Source organism: Bacillus ectoiniformans, from assembly GCF_016908875.1.
In the GTDB taxonomy this organism is placed as follows: Bacteria; Bacillota; Bacilli; order Bacillales; family Domibacillaceae; genus Bacillus_BX; species Bacillus_BX ectoiniformans.
Genome location: NZ_JAFBES010000001.1, coordinates 126,742 through 145,092, shown reverse-complemented (window position 1 = coordinate 145,092; position 18,351 = coordinate 126,742). Strand labels below are relative to the sequence as shown.

The window sequence follows — 18,351 nt, the reverse complement described above, 5'->3', positions numbered from 1 at the left end:
TTGAGGAAAATACATATGTTCTGTAGTGGAAGGGACTGACAAGAATGGAATTGTTGGATTTATTGCAATCATTGCCTTTTTATCAAATGGCAGGGGAAGAAAACCCTGTTATTTCAGCCATAGAGAATGATCACCGTTTAGTGGATGAAGGTGCGCTGTTTATTTGTATTAAAGGATATACGTTTGATGGCCATACGGCCGCACAGGAAGCTGTTAATCGAGGAGCGAAAGCGATTCTAGCGGAGCGGGAGGTAGAGGTGACAGGCGCTCCAGTTATTTATGTGCCTGATACGAAACGGGCGATGGCGCCGCTTGCCGATTCTTTTTATGGATCACCTACGCATGCCATGAACCTGATAGGGATTACTGGCACAAACGGCAAGACGACGACTAGTCATTTAATCAGTGAGATCTTCACAGCAGCTGGTGAAAAAACAGGGCTAATCGGTACGATGTATATGAAAATCGGTGAAGAAAAAATAGATACAAAGAATACGACGCCTGAGAGCTTAACACTTCAAAAAACATTTAAGCAAATGAAAGACAAGAACGTTACAACGGCGGTCATGGAAGTGTCTTCTCATGCGTTGACAGAAGGGCGGGTTCTTGGCTGTGATTATAATGTGGCTGTGTTTACAAATTTAACGCAGGATCATTTGGATTATCATAAAACGATGGATGAGTATCGCCAGGCGAAAGGACTCTTGTTTGCTCAGCTTGGGAATACGTATCAGCCGTCGGAGCCTAAGTTTGCTGTTTTTAATGCAGATGATGAAGCGACCGCAGTTTACAAAAAACAAACAGCGGCTCATATTGTGACATACGGCATTGATCAAGAGGCCATGTTCCATGCGAATCAAATAGAGTTAACGGCAAAAGGAACTGTGTTTAATTTGAGATATCCAGATGGACAAGTGAAAGTGACTACTCAGCTTGCCGGGAAGTTTAACGTATATAATACGCTGGCCGCTATTGCTGCTGCCTATGCATCAGGGATTGAAATGAGCATTATCTTATCAGCTATTAAGGAAATTAAAGGTGTAGACGGCCGCTTTGAGCTTGTTTCGAATGATCAAGGTTTCGCAGTCGTTGTCGATTACGCGCATACTCCGGATAGTCTGATCAACGTGCTAAAGACCGTTCAGCCATTAACAAAAGGAAATGTGTTCGCCGTTGTTGGCTGCGGGGGAGATCGTGATCGAACGAAGCGTCCATTAATGGCACAAGCAGCCTGTGAGCATGCGAGCCATCCGATCTTTACCTCTGATAACCCAAGAAGCGAGGACCCTGCTGTTATTTTACAGGACATGGAAGCAGGTGTAGAGGGCAAAGAGTACGAAGTTATAATAGACCGTAAAGAAGCCATACATCGCGCTGTCAGTCAGGCGAAATCTGGAGACGTCGTAGTCATTGCAGGCAAAGGTCATGAAACCTACCAAATTATTGGTGATGAAGTGCTCGAATTCGATGATCGGGCGGTTGCGAAAGAGGCTCTTGACAGCCGGAAAAAAGAGGAGAAATAATATGCTTGAAAGAGATGTCTTATTAACAATGGTTGTATCTTTTTTAATCACGGTAGCTGTAGCGCCCATGTTCATCCCTTTTTTAAGAAGGTTGAAATTCGGACAAAGCATTCGTGAAGAAGGGCCTGAATCTCATCAAAAGAAATCAGGAACACCAACGATGGGCGGTATTGTGATCTTGCTTTCCATCCTGATTACTACGCTGTTCATGGTGCAGATCTATGCACAAATCGGCACGGAAACCTTTTTGTTGTTGCTTGTTACGGTTGGATTTGGAATTCTTGGTTTCTTAGATGATTTTATTAAAGTAGTCATGAAGCGCAACTTAGGCCTTACGTCTAAACAAAAGCTGTTTGGACAGATTTTAATTTCTATTGTTTTTTACTGGATTTATTCACAAAATAATCTTTCAACTGAACTGGCGATTCCGCTGACAAACATTACATTTGATTTAGGTGTTCTCTATGCGGTCTTCATCATTTTTTGGCTGGTGGGCTTCTCGAATGCCGTCAATTTAACAGATGGACTTGATGGATTAGTGTCTGGCGCAGCGGCTGTTGCGTTTGGTGCTTACGCTGTCCTTGCTTGGAGTAAGGGAATGGATGAAACAGCGATTTTCTCCTTTGCGGTAGTTGGCGCTGTCCTAGGGTTTTTAGTGTTTAATGCCCATCCGGCAAAAGTCTTTATGGGAGATACAGGCTCCCTTGCCCTAGGGGGAGCAATAGCAGCAATTTCATTATTGACGAAGTTTGAATTCTTGCTGCTGATTATTGGAGCCGTGTTTGTAGCGGAAACTCTTTCTGTTATTCTCCAGGTGGCTTCATTTAAAACGACAGGTAAGCGGATTTTTCGGATGAGCCCTCTGCATCATCATTTTGAACTGGGCGGTTGGTCTGAGTGGAAAGTAGTCGTTACGTTTTGGACCGTTGGTGTCATTTGTGCCGTCATCGGAATATATATCGGAGTGTGGATTTAAGTGAAAAATATAAAAAATTTTGAACATAAAAAAGTGCTCGTTCTTGGGTTGGCAAAAAGCGGAGTCAGTGCGGCGATGCTTTTGCATAAGCTTGGCGCATTTGTCACAGTGAATGATATGAAATCTTTAAATGAAAACCCTGAAGCTCAAGGACTGCTTGAACAAGGGATTAAGGTCATCTGCGGAAGCCATCCGATCGAATTATTAGAGGAAGGCTTTGAAGTGATCGTGAAAAACCCGGGAATTCCCTATTCAAACCCGATCGTTCATGGAGCGGTGGAGCGCGGCATTCCTGTGTTAACAGAAATTGAGCTTGCCTATTTAATTTCAGAAGCTCCTTTTATTGGGATTACTGGCACGAACGGCAAAACAACCACGACAACATTAATTCACAAAATGTTTGAGGCGGATAAGAAGAAAGCGATTTTAGCTGGAAATATTGGCGAAGTAGCTTCCGAGGTTGTTCAAGAAGCTGCGGAAGAAGATCATGTAGTCATTGAATTGTCTTCTTTTCAGCTAATGGGCATAGATGCTTTCCGTCCGCATATTGCTATTATCGTCAACTTATATGAAGCTCACCTGGACTACCATGGTTCAGCTGGTGAGTATGCAAAAGCGAAATTGAATATCACTAAAAATCAGACAGAAGATGATTATTTAATTATCAATGCGGATCAAAGTCATTTAATGGAGCTCGCTAAAGGCTCCAAAGCTAAGTTAATTCCATTTTCTACAAAGGATGTGCTGGATCAAGGTGCGTCTGTGAAGAATGGCCACATTTATTTTCAAGGTGAAGAAGTGATTTCGCTCAATGAAATTGTTCTGCCTGGAGAGCACAACCTTGAAAACATTTTAGCGGCTGTTTCTGCTGTTAAGCTTGCCGGTCTGTCAAATGAGGCAGTGGCAGCTGTGCTAACGAGCTTTACAGGCGTGAAGCACCGGACTCAATATGTGCGCAAACTGAATGAAAGAAAATTCTATAACGACTCTAAAGCTACCAATTCATTGGCAACTAAAAGCGCACTGCAGGCCTTTAGCAGTCCGACTATTCTGCTTGCTGGCGGTTTAGACCGGGGCAATGGATTTGATGATTTAGTGCCTTATTTAAAAAATGTCAAAGCGTTAATTACATTTGGCCAAACAGCGGAAAAGCTTGCAGCGACTGCGCGGCAGGCCGATATTCAGTCGGTTGTGCAAGTGGAAACGATGGATGAAGCGGTCCAAGAAGCTTATGGTTTGTCGGAAGAGGGGGATGTTATTTTATTGTCTCCTGCATGCGCAAGCTGGGATCAATATAAAACTTTTGAACAGCGAGGAGATATATTTATCGATGCGGTGCATAGACTGAAGTAAGAGCTTGGCCTTATTTCAGCTGTCACTGTCATCGAGAATAGCAAGGCAGGCTCTGATTCTAAGAATTAGAGGTGTTAGCCATTGCCAGCTAAAAAAACTGCTCCCGATTATTTGCTGCTCATATTAATTCTCAGTCTGCTTTCGATTGGGATCATGATGGTCTACAGTGCAAGTGCCATCTGGGCTGAGTATAAGTTTAATGATGCTTTTTTCTTCGCAAAGAGGCAGCTGTTATTTGGAACAATAGGGATTGGCGCTATGCTCTTTATTATGAACGTGGAGTACTGGACGTGGCGCCACTTGTCTAAATCAGCTATTATCATTTGTTTTGTCTTGTTAATCCTCGTATTAATTCCCGGAATCGGTATGGTCAGAAATGGTTCGCAAAGCTGGATCGGAGCAGGTGCCTTTTCCATTCAGCCATCCGAATTTATGAAATTGGCCATGATCATTTTTTTAGCCAGATTCCTGTCAGAAAATCAAAAGAATATCATTTATTTCAAGAAAGGATTATTTCCTTCCTTGGCCTTGGTCTTCACAGCATTTGGTTTAATCATGCTGCAGCCGGACTTGGGGACTGGTACAGTAATGGTTGGGACATGCATCGTCATGATTTTTATTTCTGGCGCACGGATTTTTCATTTTGCAGTAATGGGTGTAATAGGAATCGCCGGATTTGCGGCCCTTGTTTTATCGGCTCCATATAGGATTAAACGAATTACATCCTTTCTAGATCCGTGGTCCGACCCGCTAGGCAGCGGCTTTCAAATTATACAGTCCTTGTATGCGATAGGCCCTGGAGGTTTGTTCGGCCTTGGCCTTGGTGAGAGCAGACAAAAGTTTTTTTACTTGCCTGAGCCCCAAACAGACTTTATATTCGCTATTTTAGCGGAGGAACTTGGCTTTATCGGTGGAGCATTTGTTTTATTTTTATTTTCCTTGCTGCTGTGGCGAGGAATGAAGATTGCTTTAGGCGCTCCTGATTTGTATGGCAGTCTGCTTGCAGCGGGAATCATCTCCATGCTTGCCATTCAAGTGATGATCAATGTAGGAGTCGTTACAGGGCTAATGCCGGTTACTGGCATCACACTGCCATTCTTAAGCTATGGAGGATCTTCACTGACCCTCATGCTCATGGCTATGGGGATATTATTAAATATTAGCCGCTATGCGAGATATTAAAAGAAACCTATATAATGGTTTCTTTTTTTTAGTGAAATATGAAAGGTGAGGGGCACTGATAGAAGGGGAATCGTGCGTTAAAAGAGTGAATGATTCAAGGAAACAGGAAATGTTTCTCTTTTTTTAAGATATTATTTGCTTATCGATACACATTGATTTAAGATGAGATTGCACTCATCCTTGCACATACATCTAGACAGAAGAAGAATAAGAAAAAGTATAACAATTACCACAGAAATGCTACATTCTTGTTGTTTATATTTCAATTCTTTTTAAATCTACTTGTTTACGAGACATTGTAGTATGATAGGACGGATACTCTTCATCCTCATTTTTAAAAAAGAACGAAGAGTCGAAGTGAAACATTTTCCACATAATAAACATACAAATACATAGAGATGCAGTGCATGCAGTGATTAATTAGAGGTGAAGTATATATGAAAATCGTTGTCAGCGGCGGCGGAACAGGAGGACATATCTATCCGGCCTTAGCCCTTATTCGAACGATCAAAGAAAAACATCCTGAAACATCTTTTTTATATATCGGGACAGAAAAGGGACTGGAATCGAAGTTAGTAACAAGAGAAAACATTCCATTTCGTTCTATTGAAATCACAGGCTTTAAACGTTCTGTATCATTTGAAAATGTAAAAACAGTTATGAGATTTTTAAAGGGTGTTCAAGATTGTAAAAAGATGCTGAAAGAATTCAAACCTGATGTCGTGATAGGCACCGGCGGCTATGTTTGCGGACCAGTTGTCTACGCAGCAGCCAAATTAGGCATTCCGTCAATCGTTCATGAACAAAACAGCGTGCCTGGCCTTACGAATAAATTTTTGAGCAAATACGTGGATAAGGTAGCGATCTGTTTTGATTCAGCCAAAGAATTCTTCCCGTCAGGCAAAGTGGTTCTTACTGGCAACCCACGAGCATCGGAAGTCATTAATGCTCGTCCCGCAGGGCAGCTAAAGGCTCATGGTCTTGAAGAAGACAAGAAGACAGTGTTGATTTTTGGCGGCAGCCGAGGCGCGCGGCCAATTAATGATGCGGTAGTGAAAGCCATTCCTGCACTAGCTAAAAGAGACTATCAAGTTCTTTATGTAACGGGAGATGTCCATTACGACAAAGTGCTGGAGGAAATCAAGGCTGCTGGTGCGCCGTCTAACGTGGCCATTACTCCATTTATTCATAATATGCCCGAAGTGCTGGCAGAATCTGACCTTGTGGTATCAAGAGCAGGGGCTACCACTTTGGCAGAATTAACAGCCTTAGGACTGCCAAGCATCCTTGTTCCGAGTCCTTATGTGACAAATAATCATCAAGAGAAAAATGCGCTCTCACTGACAAGCAGAGGAGCAGCCTTCTTACTAAAAGAGCAAGAGCTCACAGCCGATTCATTCATTTCGCAGTTAGACCGGATTTTAATGGACGAAAGTGAACTGGAAAATATGAAACAGGCTGCTGCAGATCTTGGCATTAAAGATGCCTCTGAACGATTGTATTCAGTCATGCTTCAGCTGGCGAAATAACGAAAGGAAAAGGAGCGGTTCAGCTTGGAGAAAATCAAACAAGAACTATTGGCGCAGAAAGTTGGAGCGGTTAAAGAAGATGAGCCATTAGCTAATCATACAACGATGAAAATTGGCGGACCGGCAGACCTGTTAGTGGAGCCGGACTCCATAGAAAATATTAAAAAAACGATGGATATTGTAAAAAAATATAATCTCCCTTGGCGTGCCATCGGCAGAGGGTCTAATCTTCTAGTAGCAGACGGTGGGATCTCTGGTGTTGTGATTAAGCTTGGAAAAGGACTTGATCATATGGAGATGAACGAAACAAAAGTAACTGTAGGAAGCGGCTACCCATTAATCGTACTTTCTACGCAAGCGGGACGTTCAGGATTAAAAGGCCTTGAATTCGCAGGCGGCATCCCGGCATCCGTAGGCGGAGCTGTATATATGAACGCGGGAGCACATGGCTCTGACATTTCCAATATCCTTGAAAAAGCGCATATTCTATTCCAAGATGGAACGATGGAATGGCTTTCTAAAGAGGAGATGGACTTTTCATACAGAACTTCACTGCTGCAGAAAAAGCGTCCGGGAGTCGTTTTAGAAGCGGTGTTTAACCTTGAAAAAGGAGACCGGTCTGAAATTACAGAGATGATGAAGAAGCATAAAGACTACCGCCGGGATACCCAGCCATGGGATCGTCCTTGCGCAGGCAGCATCTTCCGTAATCCGCTCCCTGAACATGCAGGAAGTTTGATCGAGCGTGCTGGGCTGAAGGGACATCAAATTGGCGGTGCGCAAATCTCAGAACTGCATGGTAATTTCATCGTTAATACAGGAGGAGCTTCTGCGGAAGATGTTCTCGCGCTGATTGAACATGCCAAAACTGTGATTAAAGATAAATTTGGAATTGAAATGGAAACAGAAGTGGAAATAATAGGCCGAAAATAATTAGGTATTTTTCTTTTATCCTGTATTCCTCTGCTTTACAATAGAAGCATTAGATAAAATAAATGGCATGATTTTTTTCGTGCCATTCTTCCGTTTATATTTTTAAGTATGTTCGTTTGATCGGGAGGAAAGGGAATGGAAAAAGGAAAATTAGTGTCGATTGAAGAACGAATTCCAAAGCTCAAACATATGAGAAAGAAAAAAGCGAATAGGCGTCTCATCGCGCTGATCACAGTGTTTTTCTTGCTCGTGCTCACAGTCATTTATTTTCAGTCTTCATTAAGCCGAATACAAAAAATTGAAGTGAGCGGCAATGTCTTGGTCGATGAGAAAGAAATTGTTGAACAAAGCGAAATAGAAAGCGGCATCAGTGTATGGAAAGTAAATCAAGGCAGCGTTCAGGAGAAACTTCAAAAAAATCCAAAAATCAAAGAGGCGGAAGTTTCTTTAGGCTTTCCAAACAAGGTCAAAATTAAGGTGACGGAACAAAGCAAGCTTGCGTATTTGGCTAAAGGAATTCTATTCTACCCGGTGCTCGACAATGGAAACATTGTGCAAAAGCCCGATACTTCCGCTCCGGATCAATTGCCGATCATGTATGGGTTTAAAGAAGGCAAAGCCTTAGAGCTCATGATGAAAGGTTTAGAGGAACTGCCGGAAGAGATCACTAATTCTATCTCAGAAATTCATTATGCGCCGAAGAAGTCAGACCCTTATCATATTAGTCTATTTATGAATGATGGCTTTGAAGTGTCAGCAACAATGAAAACATTTTCTGAAAAAATGACCTATTACCCGTCAATTGTCAGCCAATTGAATCCGAATGTGAAAGGGGTCATTGATTTAGAAGTGGGTTCTTATTTTAAAGCGTATAAAATTGATGAAAAAAAGAAGGCAGAGGCTGAAGAAGTTCAAGAAGAGCAATAAGCATTTTTTAATGAGCAGTATATATTACCTGTTTTAGCACAAAACGTTCATTATGTCTTTATTTCTCAAGGTTTCTTTGCAAGTTTGCCTTTTCTAGGTATACATCTTGGTGTAGACTTAGTGTGACAGCAAGCAGCCTGTCTTTTGCCGCTTTTCAACATTATTTAAGTCTCGCACTTAAAAATGATCGCCTGTTTGATAGCAAATTAGATAAAAAGATAAAAAATGTGAAAATTTTAAAGGGAATTACGTTGAAAATGCCGAATATTTTTGTATAAAAATTCGATAATTAACAACAGTTGTTGTTCGAACTAATAGTTTTTTGGAGTCAAAGGAGGTGCCAAAGAATGAACAGCAATGAAATACTAGTGAGTCTTGACATCGGTACATCCGCTATTAAAGTAATCATCGGAGAAATGAATGGTGATTCACTAAATATTATCGGTGTGGGGAATGTCAAATCTAAAGGAATTCGCAAGGGTTCTGTCGTCGATATTGACGAAACCGTTCATTCAATAAAGAAGGCAATTGAACAAGCAGAGAGAATGGTTGGCATGGAGATCAAGCAGGTTATTGTCGGAATTGCCGGAAACCATGCTATACTTCAACCATGCAGCGGAGTAGTAGCCGTTGCAAGCGACAATAGAGAAATCAATGATGACGACGTATCAAGAGTGATGGATGCTTGCCAGGTCATGTCGATTCCGCCTGATCGGGAAATTGTGAATACTATTCCTAAACAGTTTATCGTGGACGGACTAGATGAAATCAATGATCCTCGTGGCATGATTGGTGTCCGTTTAGAAATGGAAGGCATTATTGTAACTGGTTCAAAAACTTTTTTACATAATACATTGCGTTGTGTAGAACGAGCTGGACTGGAAATCATGGATATCGTTCTTCAGCCTTTGGCGGCAGGAGAAATTGCATTATCGAAAGATGAACAAAACCTTGGAACCGTACTCATTGATATCGGCGGCGGTTCAACCACGCTCGCTGTATATAACCAAGGGCACATTAAAGCTGCTGCAGTCTTTCCAATCGGCGGAGACCATATTACTAAAGACTTGTCTATTGGTCTTCGTACAACGACAGAAGATGCAGAGCAAATCAAGCTCAAATATGGACATGCCTTTTACGACTTGGCATCTGAAGAAGAAATCTTCAGCGTGCCGATTATTGGAAGCGATCAGCATCAGCAATTTAATCAGCTAGAAATTTCTGATATCATTGAAGCTAGATTGGAAGAAGTCTTTGACATGGTGATTGAAGAACTAAGACATCTCGGAATTAACGATGTGCCTGGAGGTTGTGTGCTAACAGGCGGAACTTCCGCTATTCCAGGTATCTTGGATTTAGCTCAAGATGTCTTCCAAAACCGTGTAAGAGTCGCTATACCGGATTATATTGGTGTAAGAGAGCCTCAATACACGACAGCTGTTGGTTTAATTAAATATGCGTATAAAAATGCTAGATTAGTAGGCAGAAAAGTAAGTGCTACGCCAGAGCCTATATCTGTTCCAGAAAATCGGAAGCAGGAAAATACAGCGCAGCCTAAGAGGGAAAAACCTGAAAAGCAGCAGGACGAAAAGCTGACTTCTAAAGTGAAGAAATTTTTCGGGTACTTTTTCGAAGAATAGTCATCGCAGAGAAATAAGGACGAATTAGGAGGATTTGTCATATGTTAGAATTTGATACTAGTTTAGACTCATTAGCTACGATAAAAGTAATAGGTGTCGGCGGTGGCGGTAACAACGCAGTAAACCGCATGATCGAGCATGGCGTTCAGGGAGTAGAATTTATTGCAGTTAATACAGATGCTCAAGCCTTAAATCTCTCCAAAGCTGAAATTAAAATGCAAATCGGTTCGAAATTAACTCGCGGCCTAGGTGCCGGCGCTAACCCAGAAGTGGGTAAAAAAGCGGCAGAAGAAAGCAAAGAACAAATCGAAGAAGCTCTTCGCGGAGCCGATATGGTCTTCGTAACGGCAGGAATGGGCGGCGGTACTGGTACCGGTGCAGCTCCAGTTATTGCTCAAATCGCAAAAGATCTTGGCGCTTTAACGGTTGGTATCGTTACTCGCCCGTTTACATTTGAAGGACGCAAGAGAGCTACTCAAGCTGCTGGCGGTATTGAAGCTATGAAGGCAGCTGTAGATACGTTGATTGTCATTCCAAATGACCGTCTATTAGAAATCGTTGATAAAAGCACGCCGATGCTTGAAGCGTTTAGAGAAGCCGACAATGTGCTTCGCCAAGGGGTTCAAGGCATCTCTGAACTAATCGCAGTTCCTGGTCTGATCAACCTTGACTTTGCTGACGTGAAAACGATTATGGCCAATAAAGGGTCTGCCTTAATGGGAATTGGTGTCGCTTCCGGTGAAAACCGTGCGACAGAAGCAGCAAAGAAAGCCATCTCCAGCCCATTGCTTGAAAAATCAATTGATGGAGCTCAAGGTGTACTAATGAATATCACCGGCGGCACAAACCTTAGCTTGTATGAAGTACAAGAAGCAGCCGATATCGTTGCTTCCGCTTCTGATCAAGAAGTAAACATGATCTTTGGTTCCGTTATTAACGAAAACCTAAAAGATGAAATCATCGTTACTGTGATCGCTACTGGATTCAAAGAGTCTGATCTGCAGCCTTCCAAGCAGCCGCGCGCATCATTTGGACAAATGAAGCAGCCAGACCCTGCTCCAGCTGCTCCAAAACGCGAGCGCGAGCCAAGAAGAGAAGAGCCTGTTCAGCAAGAATCAATGCACAGACCATCTTCACAGCCAGTAGAAGACACACTAGACATCCCAACGTTCCTAAGAAACAGAAACAGACGCAGGTAACACGAAAAGCATATCCAGCTGTTCAGGAGTGAAAGGCAAATAGGCAGCCACCAAAAAGGCGTTTTGTGCCTTTATGGTGGCTGATCTTTTGCCCGAGCTCCTAGCTGGATATGCTGGACAACACCGAAAAGCAAAAGCCGTTTGTTCAGGTGTGAAGGGCAAATAGGCTTTTTCCCAAAAGGCGCTCTTTGCCTTTAGGGAAAAAGATCTTTTGACCCAAGCACCTAGCGAGATTTGCTAGACACTATCGAAAAGCAAATTACGCTGTTCAGGAACGACAGGCAAATAGGCAGCCACCAAAAAGGCGTTTTGTGCCTTTATGGTGGCTGATCTTTTGCCCCGAGGACCTAGCTGGATATGCTAGACAACACCAAGAACGGAAGCTGCGTTTTTCAAAATTAGAATATCTTTACACAAAAACACCTGTCGTCCCGACAGGTGTTTTTGTGTGGGGAAATAAAAGTGCGGATGAAAAGTTAAGAAGTCTCAGTGTAAATAAGCAGTGCTGTATGAAAAGAACTAGAGAGCGAGTGAAAAGAAAAACGTTTGTATGAAAAGAAATCACCAATGGCCGAAAAGAACCCTTCATCAATGAACCAATACATTCACAGAAATACACTTGTACGTCTTAAATGATTCCCTGCAGAAAAAAACCCGCTCTTCACGACAAACAAAACCGCCTGAAAATGCAGTTTCTACCCCTGCTTCTCCAATTAATTCTCCTCAGCTGTTCATCCATTGCTTGTTTTGACAAACTTCGAATTCTTCTTATAAAAATTGTTCCACTTCCCTTCTAAATTGTGACAGACTTTTAATTTTTTGCCCTATATACTTTAGAAAGAACAAAAGACTTGTATTCGTGAAAGGAATAGAAAGGAGGCAGACAGTGGTACTTTATTTAGATGCCTTATGGCTTCTGAATTTCCTTGCTGACAGTTTATTGTTGTGGATGACTGCCATTTTCTTGAAGCGGACGTTTAAATGGCCCCGTTTGATTCTCGGGGGACTGATAGGAAGTCTAAGTATCTTGGCAATGGTGACGCCTTTTGCAGAAACAGCCGGACAGCCATGGGCCAAGCTTATTCTTTCTTTGATGATGGTTTACACGGTCTTTGGGTACAAACGCTTTCGCTATTTCTTTAGTAATCTGCTAGCTTTTTATTTTGCTACTTTCTTATCAGGGGGTATGCTGCTCGGAGCTCATTATTTTATCAGCTTTGATATGCAGTTGGATTCAGCTTTCTTTTTAGCAGGGTTAAATGGTTTTGGGGATCCTGTCAGCTGGCTGTTTGTCATGTTTGGACTGCCGATTGCCTATTATTTTGCTAAAAGCCGGGTAGATGATTTCCAGTCTGTCAAAATTCAATATGATCAAATGGTTGATGTCTTTATTCATATTAATGATTGCAAGATCAAGGTAAAAGGGTTGATTGATTCGGGGAATCAGCTGCAGGATCCTATATCGAAATCACCTGTTATGCTGGTTTCGATTAAAGAGATCAGGGACTCTATCCCAGAAGGTGTCGTGATGTCTGCCGAACACCCTGATCAATTTTTATTTGAAAATCAGCACCTTTCAGAGGATTGGCTCGCGAGAATGCGGTTTATTCCGGCAAAATCGGTTGGCAATGCTCATCAGCTTTTAGCTGCATTTAAACCGGACGAGATTAAAATCAGCACGGGGTCAAACTGGGTGACTGTACCGAAAGGACTTGTATGCTTTACAAATCTTCCATTATCTTCAGATGACCAATTTTCTTGCATCGTTCATCCGAAAATGGCATTGGTGCTGTCATTTGAAGAAGTTTCATAAAAAAATGAACAGCTCATTTATTTCTATTAATCAGGGGGTTGCTTTATGAGAAGTCTTCGCTTAAAAATCACGTATTTTTGGTACAAATTATTAATGAAACTTGGACTGAAAGCAGATGAGATCTATTATATAGGCGGCAAAGAAGCTCTTCCTCCGCCTTTGTCGAGGGATGAAGAGGAGCAACTCCTTATAAAGCTTCCTACTGGTGATAAAGCCGCGCGTGCATTATTGATTGAAAGAAATTTAAGGCTTGTCGTCTATATCGCTAGAAAGTTCGAAAATACAGGGATCAATATTGAAGATCTCATTAGCATCGGGACGATTGGACTGATTAAGGCGGTCAATACATTTAACCCTGAAAAGAAGATTAAACTTGCAACCTACGCTTCTCGCTGCATTGAAAATGAAATCTTGATGTATTTAAGAAGAAATAACAAAATCAGATCGGAAGTTTCTTTTGATGAACCGTTAAATGTCGATTGGGATGGCAATGAGCTCCTGTTGTCAGATGTTCTTGGCACGGATGATGACATTATTACAAAAGATATCGAAGCAGGGGTCGATCGCAGTCTTCTATTTAAAGCAATGGAGCAGCTTTCAGCACGTGAGAAACAAATAATGGAGCTTAGGTTTGGGTTAAGAGGCGGAGAGGAGAAAACGCAAAAAGATGTGGCGGATATGCTCGGGATTTCTCAATCTTATATTTCAAGGCTTGAAAAAAGAATTATTCACCGTCTTCAGAAAGAGTTTAATAAGATGGTCTAAAAACCGGCTGAGCCGGTTTTTTTCGTGCGCTCGTTCTATATGACAACTGCATTGCGGGGGTTGATAAATTCCTGGCCATTTTTTATTTGCATAAGTTTCTTTTTGTGAGGAGATACTGATTTTGTACAGCAGTTCCTGCAAGGAGGGAATTCATAATGGCGCGCAATAAAGTTGAAATTTGCGGTGTAGATACTTCAAAGCTCCCTGTTTTAAAAAATGAGGAAATGCGGGAGCTGTTTCGCCGGCTGCAAGCGGGAGAGCTGGCTGCCAGAGAAAAACTGGTTAATGGCAACTTACGGCTAGTTCTAAGTGTCATTCAGCGGTTTAATAACCGCGGAGAATACGTAGATGACTTATTTCAAGTAGGTTGCATAGGGTTAATGAAATCTATTGATAATTTTGATTTAAGCCATAATGTCAGATTTTCTACGTATGCGGTTCCAATGATCATTGGAGAAATCCGCCGGTATTTAAGAGACAACAATCCAATACGAGTATCACGTTCATTAAGGGATATCGCCTACAAAGCATTGCAGGTCCGTGAAAGATTAACGAATGAAACTTCACGGGAACCGACAGCCGAAGAAATCAGTAAAGAGCTGGATGTAACAAAGGAAGAAATCGTTTTCGCGCTTGATGCCATTCAAGATCCCGTCTCTCTTTTTGAACCTATCTATAATGATGGGGGAGATCCAATATTTGTTATGGATCAAATTAGCGATGAAAAAAGCAGAGACACAAACTGGATCGAGGAAATCGCTTTAAAAGAGGGTATGAAACGATTGAATGACCGGGAAAAAATGATTATTAGAAAGCGTTTTTATCAAGGGAAAACACAAATGGAAGTGGCCGATGAAATTGGCATTTCACAAGCGCAAGTCTCCCGGTTGGAGAAAGCAGCGATTAAACAGATGAATAAAAATATTAATTAACTTAGTATTTCATTACATAGACTCTTTAGCGGAACACGCAGAAAGAGTCTTATTTTTTTATGTCTGCATATAGTATCTATAACTGTCTTTCATTTTAGAGAATAAAGGGGGGCGTGATGTGGCTAGAATTTCAGAATTTCAGATAAAAGATATTGTAAATGTCGGAGATGGGAAGAAACTAGGCAATATATCAGATATTAATTTAAATTTAGCTGCTGGAACCATTGATTCCATTGTGATTAGCCGGTCTGGGAAAATGTTTGGTTTGTTTGGCAAGGAAGAGGAAGTGGTCATTCCGTGGTCACAAATCGTGAAAATCGGTGAAGATGTGATACTAGTCAGGTACTCTTCCTTGCAAACAGTGCCGTATGATGTCAAACCGAAGGGGGAATAAAGTGATTTTCGGTGACGTTTTTTTTCATATTGTGTTACACTAAAAGAAAACGTTCGGGAGCTAAAAAATGACAGAACCATTCATTTCTCTGCATAACAGTTTTTATACTATTAAAGATTGGACCGATCAAGATCCCGAGCTTGCCGCAGGTTTTACTACGAAGCTTGGCGGCGTGAGTTCCGGTGATTTTCACAGCTTAAATCTTGGTTTTCATGTGAAAGATAAAAGTGAGGATGTTTGTGCAAATCGCCGCCTAGCCGGTGATTTGCTGGACTTTCCTGTAGAGAATTGGGTGGCTGCAGAGCAAACTCACGGCAGTCGCATCGTACAGGTTTCCACTTTAGATCGAGGCAAGGGTGCATTAAACTACGAGGAAGGCTATCGGGGCACGGATGGATTCTATACGGATGAGAAGGGCGTTTTATTAACCCTCGGCTTTGCAGACTGTGTACCTTTATACTTTTACTCAAAGAATAGAGACAGAATTGGAATTGCGCATGCAGGATGGAAAGGAACCGTTTCGGGTATCGGTCGAGAGATGATTAAAGCTTGGCAGAAAGATGGAATAGATGCAGAAGATATACTTGCAGTGATTGGGCCTTCGATTTGCAGTCAATGCTATATTGTAGATGAACGCGTCATTCGCGAAGTGAGACCATGGGTTCACCCATCAGAAACACCGCCGTTTCAGCCTGTGCCGGGTAAGTCTTCAGAATATCATCTATCTCTTCAGCAGCTTAACGAAAGCATCTTGCTTCAATCGGGTTTGAAGAAGGAACAGATCCAGACGACTTCCTTGTGTACAAGCTGCAGCAGTGAATTCTTTTCGCACCGCCGTGATCAAGGACGTACAGGCAGAATGATGAGCTTTATTGGCTGGAAGGAGAATGCAACATCATGAAGGTAATAGACAAACTGCAAACGATACAAGAACAAGTAAATCAAGCATGTGAGAATGCAGGGAGACACCCTGATGAAGTAAAGATTATTGCGGTAACCAAATATGTGTCGATTGAAAGGGCACAGGAAGCCATAGAAGCCGGACTTCGGCATTTCGGTGAAAACCGAGATGACAGCTTGTTAGAAAAATGGGATGTCTTAGAGGACAAGCCGACATGGCACTTCATAGGCAGTTTACAAACTAGAAAAGTCAAAAATATAATCGATAAAGTATCATACATACATTCTTTGGATCGCCTATCGCTTGCTAAAGAAATTAATAAGCGTGCAGAGAGCCCTATTCAATGCTTTGTGCAAGTCAATGTATCGGGTGAGGAATCCAAACACGGGTTAAATCCAGAGGATGTTTTAGCGTTTGTGCAGGATCTTCAAGGCTTAGAAAACATCAAGATTTGCGGTTTGATGACTATGGCTCCTTTAACAGATAACGAAGAGATGCTGCGTCAATGCTTTAAAAAACTTAAAAGTCTTCAAACTGAAGTTCAAGATCTTCAATTAGATGAGGCCCCGTGCAAGGAGCTATCAATGGGGATGAGCAATGATTTTGCCATTGCGATAGAAGAAGGTGCAACAATGATTCGTCTTGGAACTGCCCTTGTTGGTGAATAGACCTGGGAGGTGGAATGGTGGGAATTAAGTCAAAGTTTAAAGCTTTCTTTCTTTTAGACGATGAAGATTATCGGGAAGCTGAAGGGCTAGAAGCGGCTTCGTATGAAGACCAGACTCCAGCCCGATCAGCTAAAAAGAATGTACTAAGCTTACAAAGCGTACAGAAAACGTCAAAGGTCATTTTAGTAGAGCCGCGCGTCTTTGCCGAGGCACAGGAAATCGCAGACCATCTAAAAAGCAGAAGAGCCGCTGTCGTAAACCTGCAGCGAATTCAGCATGACCAGGCAAAAAGAATTGTTGATTTTTTAAGCGGAACCGTTTACGCCATTGGCGGGGAGATTCAGCAATTAGGCCCGAAAATATTTTTGTGCACACCTGATAATGTTGAGGTATCAGGAAATATATCTCAATTTCTTTCAGAAGAAGAAGTTGATCAGTCGAGGTGGTAATAAACAGTGGAAATAGTAATTGGGCTTTTAGTCAGAGCTATTGAAATTTATTCTTGGGCATTAATTATTTATATATTGATGTCTTGGTTTCCTAATGCGCGTGAATCAAGCATTGGACAGTTTCTTACAAAAATTTGCGAACCGTATTTGGAGCCGTTCAGACGTATTGTTCCGTCTATCGGAATGATTGACATTTCACCTTTAGTTGCATTTTTCGTATTGAATCTAGCTACTAGAGGGTTATACCAGTTAGCATCGTGGTTTGTATAGTATGAAAAAAGAGGAAGCGGGATGCTTCCTTTTTTGATGCCGAATAATATATAAAGGAGGTCTGCTTTGTGTCATCCATTTATCAGCATTTTCGTCCGGAAGAAAAGGAATTTATTGATCAAGTGCTCGAATGGAAAGATTCTGTAGAAGAGATGTATGCCCCGAAGCTGACAGACTTTCTTGATCCAAGAGAGCAGATGATTGTTCAGTCTATCATTGGCTCTCATGATGAACCGCTTGTCTCCTTTTTTGGAGGGGCCAAGGCAGCAGAAAGAAAACGTGCGCTGATTTATCCTGCTTACTATGAACCAGCTGATTCTGATTTTGAAATGGTGCTGTATGAAATTAATTATCCGCAAAAGTTTACTTCACTTGAACATCCGAAAGTGCTGGGGAGTATCATGGGCCTCGGACTTAGACGCGGGAAGTTCGGCGATATTTTGACTGATGGGACAAGGTTCCAATTCATTGCGGCGAGTGAAGTAAGCAGTTATGTGGAACTGAATTTGCAAGCGGTAGGTAAAACCGCAGTCACCCTTGAACAGACTTCTTTTCAAGAAGCCATTCGTGCGATGGAAGAATGGAAAGACATGACGACAACAGTCAGTTCTCTTCGTCTTGATGCTGTACTTGCCGCTGTTTCGAAATTATCTAGGCAGAAAGTTCAAGCTTTAATAAAAGGCGGTCTTGTCAAGGTGAACTGGAAATACGTAGAAGACATTTCTTATGAGTGTTCAGCCGGTGATGTATTTTCTGTCAGAGGGGTAGGAAGAAGCAAACTTTTAGAAATCGAAGGAAAAACAAAGAAGGAAAAATGGCGGATTGTGTTAGGAATTTTGAAATAAATTCTTAAAATTGCAGGAATTTACCCACAAGCTACCGAAAAACCTTTATAAT

Annotated in this window: 18 protein-coding genes; all 18 read left to right on the top strand. The window is 41.8% G+C overall.

Annotation, left to right across the window (positions count from 1 at the left end):
* Nucleotides 1–44: 44 nt before the first annotated feature.
* Entirely contained in the window at nucleotides 45–1,523 is a 1,479-nt protein-coding gene (locus JOC78_RS00715) for a UDP-N-acetylmuramoyl-L-alanyl-D-glutamate--2,6-diaminopimelate ligase (protein WP_204552047.1), read from the top strand.
* 1 nt (nucleotide 1,524) lies between these two features.
* Complete coding sequence (gene mraY / locus JOC78_RS00710) at nucleotides 1,525–2,499, top strand: phospho-N-acetylmuramoyl-pentapeptide-transferase (protein ID WP_204552045.1); 975 nt, start codon at nucleotides 1,525–1,527, stop codon at nucleotides 2,497–2,499.
* Nucleotides 2,500–3,852: a UDP-N-acetylmuramoyl-L-alanine--D-glutamate ligase gene (gene murD, locus JOC78_RS00705; RefSeq protein WP_204552043.1), complete on the top strand. Its 1,353-nt coding sequence runs from the start codon at nucleotides 2,500–2,502 to the stop codon at nucleotides 3,850–3,852.
* 81 nt (nucleotides 3,853–3,933) lie between these two features.
* Nucleotides 3,934–5,034, top strand: a complete 1,101-nt coding sequence (gene spoVE, locus JOC78_RS00700) for a stage V sporulation protein E (RefSeq protein WP_204552042.1) — start codon at nucleotides 3,934–3,936, stop codon at nucleotides 5,032–5,034.
* A 437-nt stretch (nucleotides 5,035–5,471) separates the two neighbouring features.
* Nucleotides 5,472–6,563, top strand: coding sequence for an undecaprenyldiphospho-muramoylpentapeptide beta-N-acetylglucosaminyltransferase (gene murG, locus JOC78_RS00695; RefSeq protein WP_204552040.1), 1,092 nt, complete (start codon nucleotides 5,472–5,474; stop codon nucleotides 6,561–6,563).
* A gap of 24 nt (nucleotides 6,564–6,587) precedes the next feature.
* A complete protein-coding gene (gene murB / locus JOC78_RS00690) occupies nucleotides 6,588–7,496 on the top strand; it encodes a UDP-N-acetylmuramate dehydrogenase (protein WP_204552038.1) in 909 nt (302 codons plus the stop codon).
* A 135-nt stretch (nucleotides 7,497–7,631) separates the two neighbouring features.
* On the top strand, nucleotides 7,632–8,423 hold the full coding sequence (locus tag JOC78_RS00685; protein ID WP_204552036.1) for a cell division protein FtsQ/DivIB: 792 nt from the start codon (nucleotides 7,632–7,634) through the stop codon (nucleotides 8,421–8,423).
* A 347-nt stretch (nucleotides 8,424–8,770) separates the two neighbouring features.
* Nucleotides 8,771–10,063: a cell division protein FtsA gene (ftsA, locus tag JOC78_RS00680; protein ID WP_204552035.1), complete on the top strand. Its 1,293-nt coding sequence runs from the start codon at nucleotides 8,771–8,773 to the stop codon at nucleotides 10,061–10,063.
* Nucleotides 10,064–10,104: 41 nt separating this feature from the next.
* Entirely contained in the window at nucleotides 10,105–11,262 is a 1,158-nt protein-coding gene (gene ftsZ / locus JOC78_RS00675; protein WP_204552033.1) for a cell division protein FtsZ, read from the top strand.
* An 886-nt stretch (nucleotides 11,263–12,148) separates the two neighbouring features.
* Complete coding sequence (gene spoIIGA / locus JOC78_RS00670) at nucleotides 12,149–13,075, top strand: sigma-E processing peptidase SpoIIGA (RefSeq protein WP_204552031.1); 927 nt, start codon at nucleotides 12,149–12,151, stop codon at nucleotides 13,073–13,075.
* A 45-nt stretch (nucleotides 13,076–13,120) separates the two neighbouring features.
* Nucleotides 13,121–13,840, top strand: a complete 720-nt coding sequence (gene sigE / locus JOC78_RS00665; RefSeq protein ID WP_204552029.1) for an RNA polymerase sporulation sigma factor SigE — start codon at nucleotides 13,121–13,123, stop codon at nucleotides 13,838–13,840.
* A gap of 155 nt (nucleotides 13,841–13,995) precedes the next feature.
* Complete coding sequence (sigG, locus tag JOC78_RS00660; RefSeq protein ID WP_204552027.1) at nucleotides 13,996–14,772, top strand: RNA polymerase sporulation sigma factor SigG; 777 nt, start codon at nucleotides 13,996–13,998, stop codon at nucleotides 14,770–14,772.
* Between the two features lie 118 nt (nucleotides 14,773–14,890).
* Nucleotides 14,891–15,166: a YlmC/YmxH family sporulation protein gene (locus JOC78_RS00655; RefSeq protein ID WP_204552025.1), complete on the top strand. Its 276-nt coding sequence runs from the start codon at nucleotides 14,891–14,893 to the stop codon at nucleotides 15,164–15,166.
* Between the two features lie 67 nt (nucleotides 15,167–15,233).
* A complete protein-coding gene (gene pgeF, locus JOC78_RS00650) occupies nucleotides 15,234–16,067 on the top strand; it encodes a peptidoglycan editing factor PgeF (RefSeq protein ID WP_204552023.1) in 834 nt (277 codons plus the stop codon).
* The gene (locus JOC78_RS00645; protein ID WP_204552021.1) at nucleotides 16,064–16,735 is read left to right on the top strand and encodes a YggS family pyridoxal phosphate-dependent enzyme; all 672 of its coding nucleotides are present in this window, start codon (nucleotides 16,064–16,066) and stop codon (nucleotides 16,733–16,735) included. Before pgeF ends, JOC78_RS00645 begins: the two co-directional genes overlap by 4 nt.
* 17 nt (nucleotides 16,736–16,752) lie before the next feature.
* The gene (locus tag JOC78_RS00640) at nucleotides 16,753–17,184 is read left to right on the top strand and encodes a cell division protein SepF (RefSeq protein ID WP_204552019.1); all 432 of its coding nucleotides are present in this window, start codon (nucleotides 16,753–16,755) and stop codon (nucleotides 17,182–17,184) included.
* A gap of 6 nt (nucleotides 17,185–17,190) precedes the next feature.
* A complete protein-coding gene (locus JOC78_RS00635; protein ID WP_204552017.1) occupies nucleotides 17,191–17,454 on the top strand; it encodes a YggT family protein in 264 nt (87 codons plus the stop codon).
* Nucleotides 17,455–17,522: 68 nt separating this feature from the next.
* Nucleotides 17,523–18,299 (top strand): YlmH/Sll1252 family protein, encoded by a 777-nt coding sequence (locus JOC78_RS00630; RefSeq protein ID WP_204552015.1) that lies wholly within the window; start codon nucleotides 17,523–17,525, stop codon nucleotides 18,297–18,299.
* Nucleotides 18,300–18,351: the final 52 nt, after the last annotated feature.

Bases quoted from the DNA above. Each gene is read 5' to 3' on its own strand.
- JOC78_RS00715 (WP_204552047.1), top strand. From the start codon at position 45: ATGGAATTGTTGGATTTATTGCAATCATTGCCTTTTTATCAAATGGCA.
- mraY (WP_204552045.1), top strand. From the start codon at position 1,525: ATGCTTGAAAGAGATGTCTTATTAACAATGGTTGTATCTTTTTTAATC.
- murG (WP_204552040.1), top strand. From the start codon at position 5,472: ATGAAAATCGTTGTCAGCGGCGGCGGAACAGGAGGACATATCTATCCG.
- JOC78_RS00685 (WP_204552036.1), top strand. From the start codon at position 7,632: ATGGAAAAAGGAAAATTAGTGTCGATTGAAGAACGAATTCCAAAGCTC.
- ftsA (WP_204552035.1), top strand. From the start codon at position 8,771: ATGAACAGCAATGAAATACTAGTGAGTCTTGACATCGGTACATCCGCT.
- ftsZ (WP_204552033.1), top strand. From the start codon at position 10,105: ATGTTAGAATTTGATACTAGTTTAGACTCATTAGCTACGATAAAAGTA.
- sigE (WP_204552029.1), top strand. From the start codon at position 13,121: ATGAGAAGTCTTCGCTTAAAAATCACGTATTTTTGGTACAAATTATTA.
- sigG (WP_204552027.1), top strand. From the start codon at position 13,996: ATGGCGCGCAATAAAGTTGAAATTTGCGGTGTAGATACTTCAAAGCTC.
- pgeF (WP_204552023.1), top strand. From the start codon at position 15,234: ATGACAGAACCATTCATTTCTCTGCATAACAGTTTTTATACTATTAAA.
- JOC78_RS00645 (WP_204552021.1), top strand. From the start codon at position 16,064: ATGAAGGTAATAGACAAACTGCAAACGATACAAGAACAAGTAAATCAA.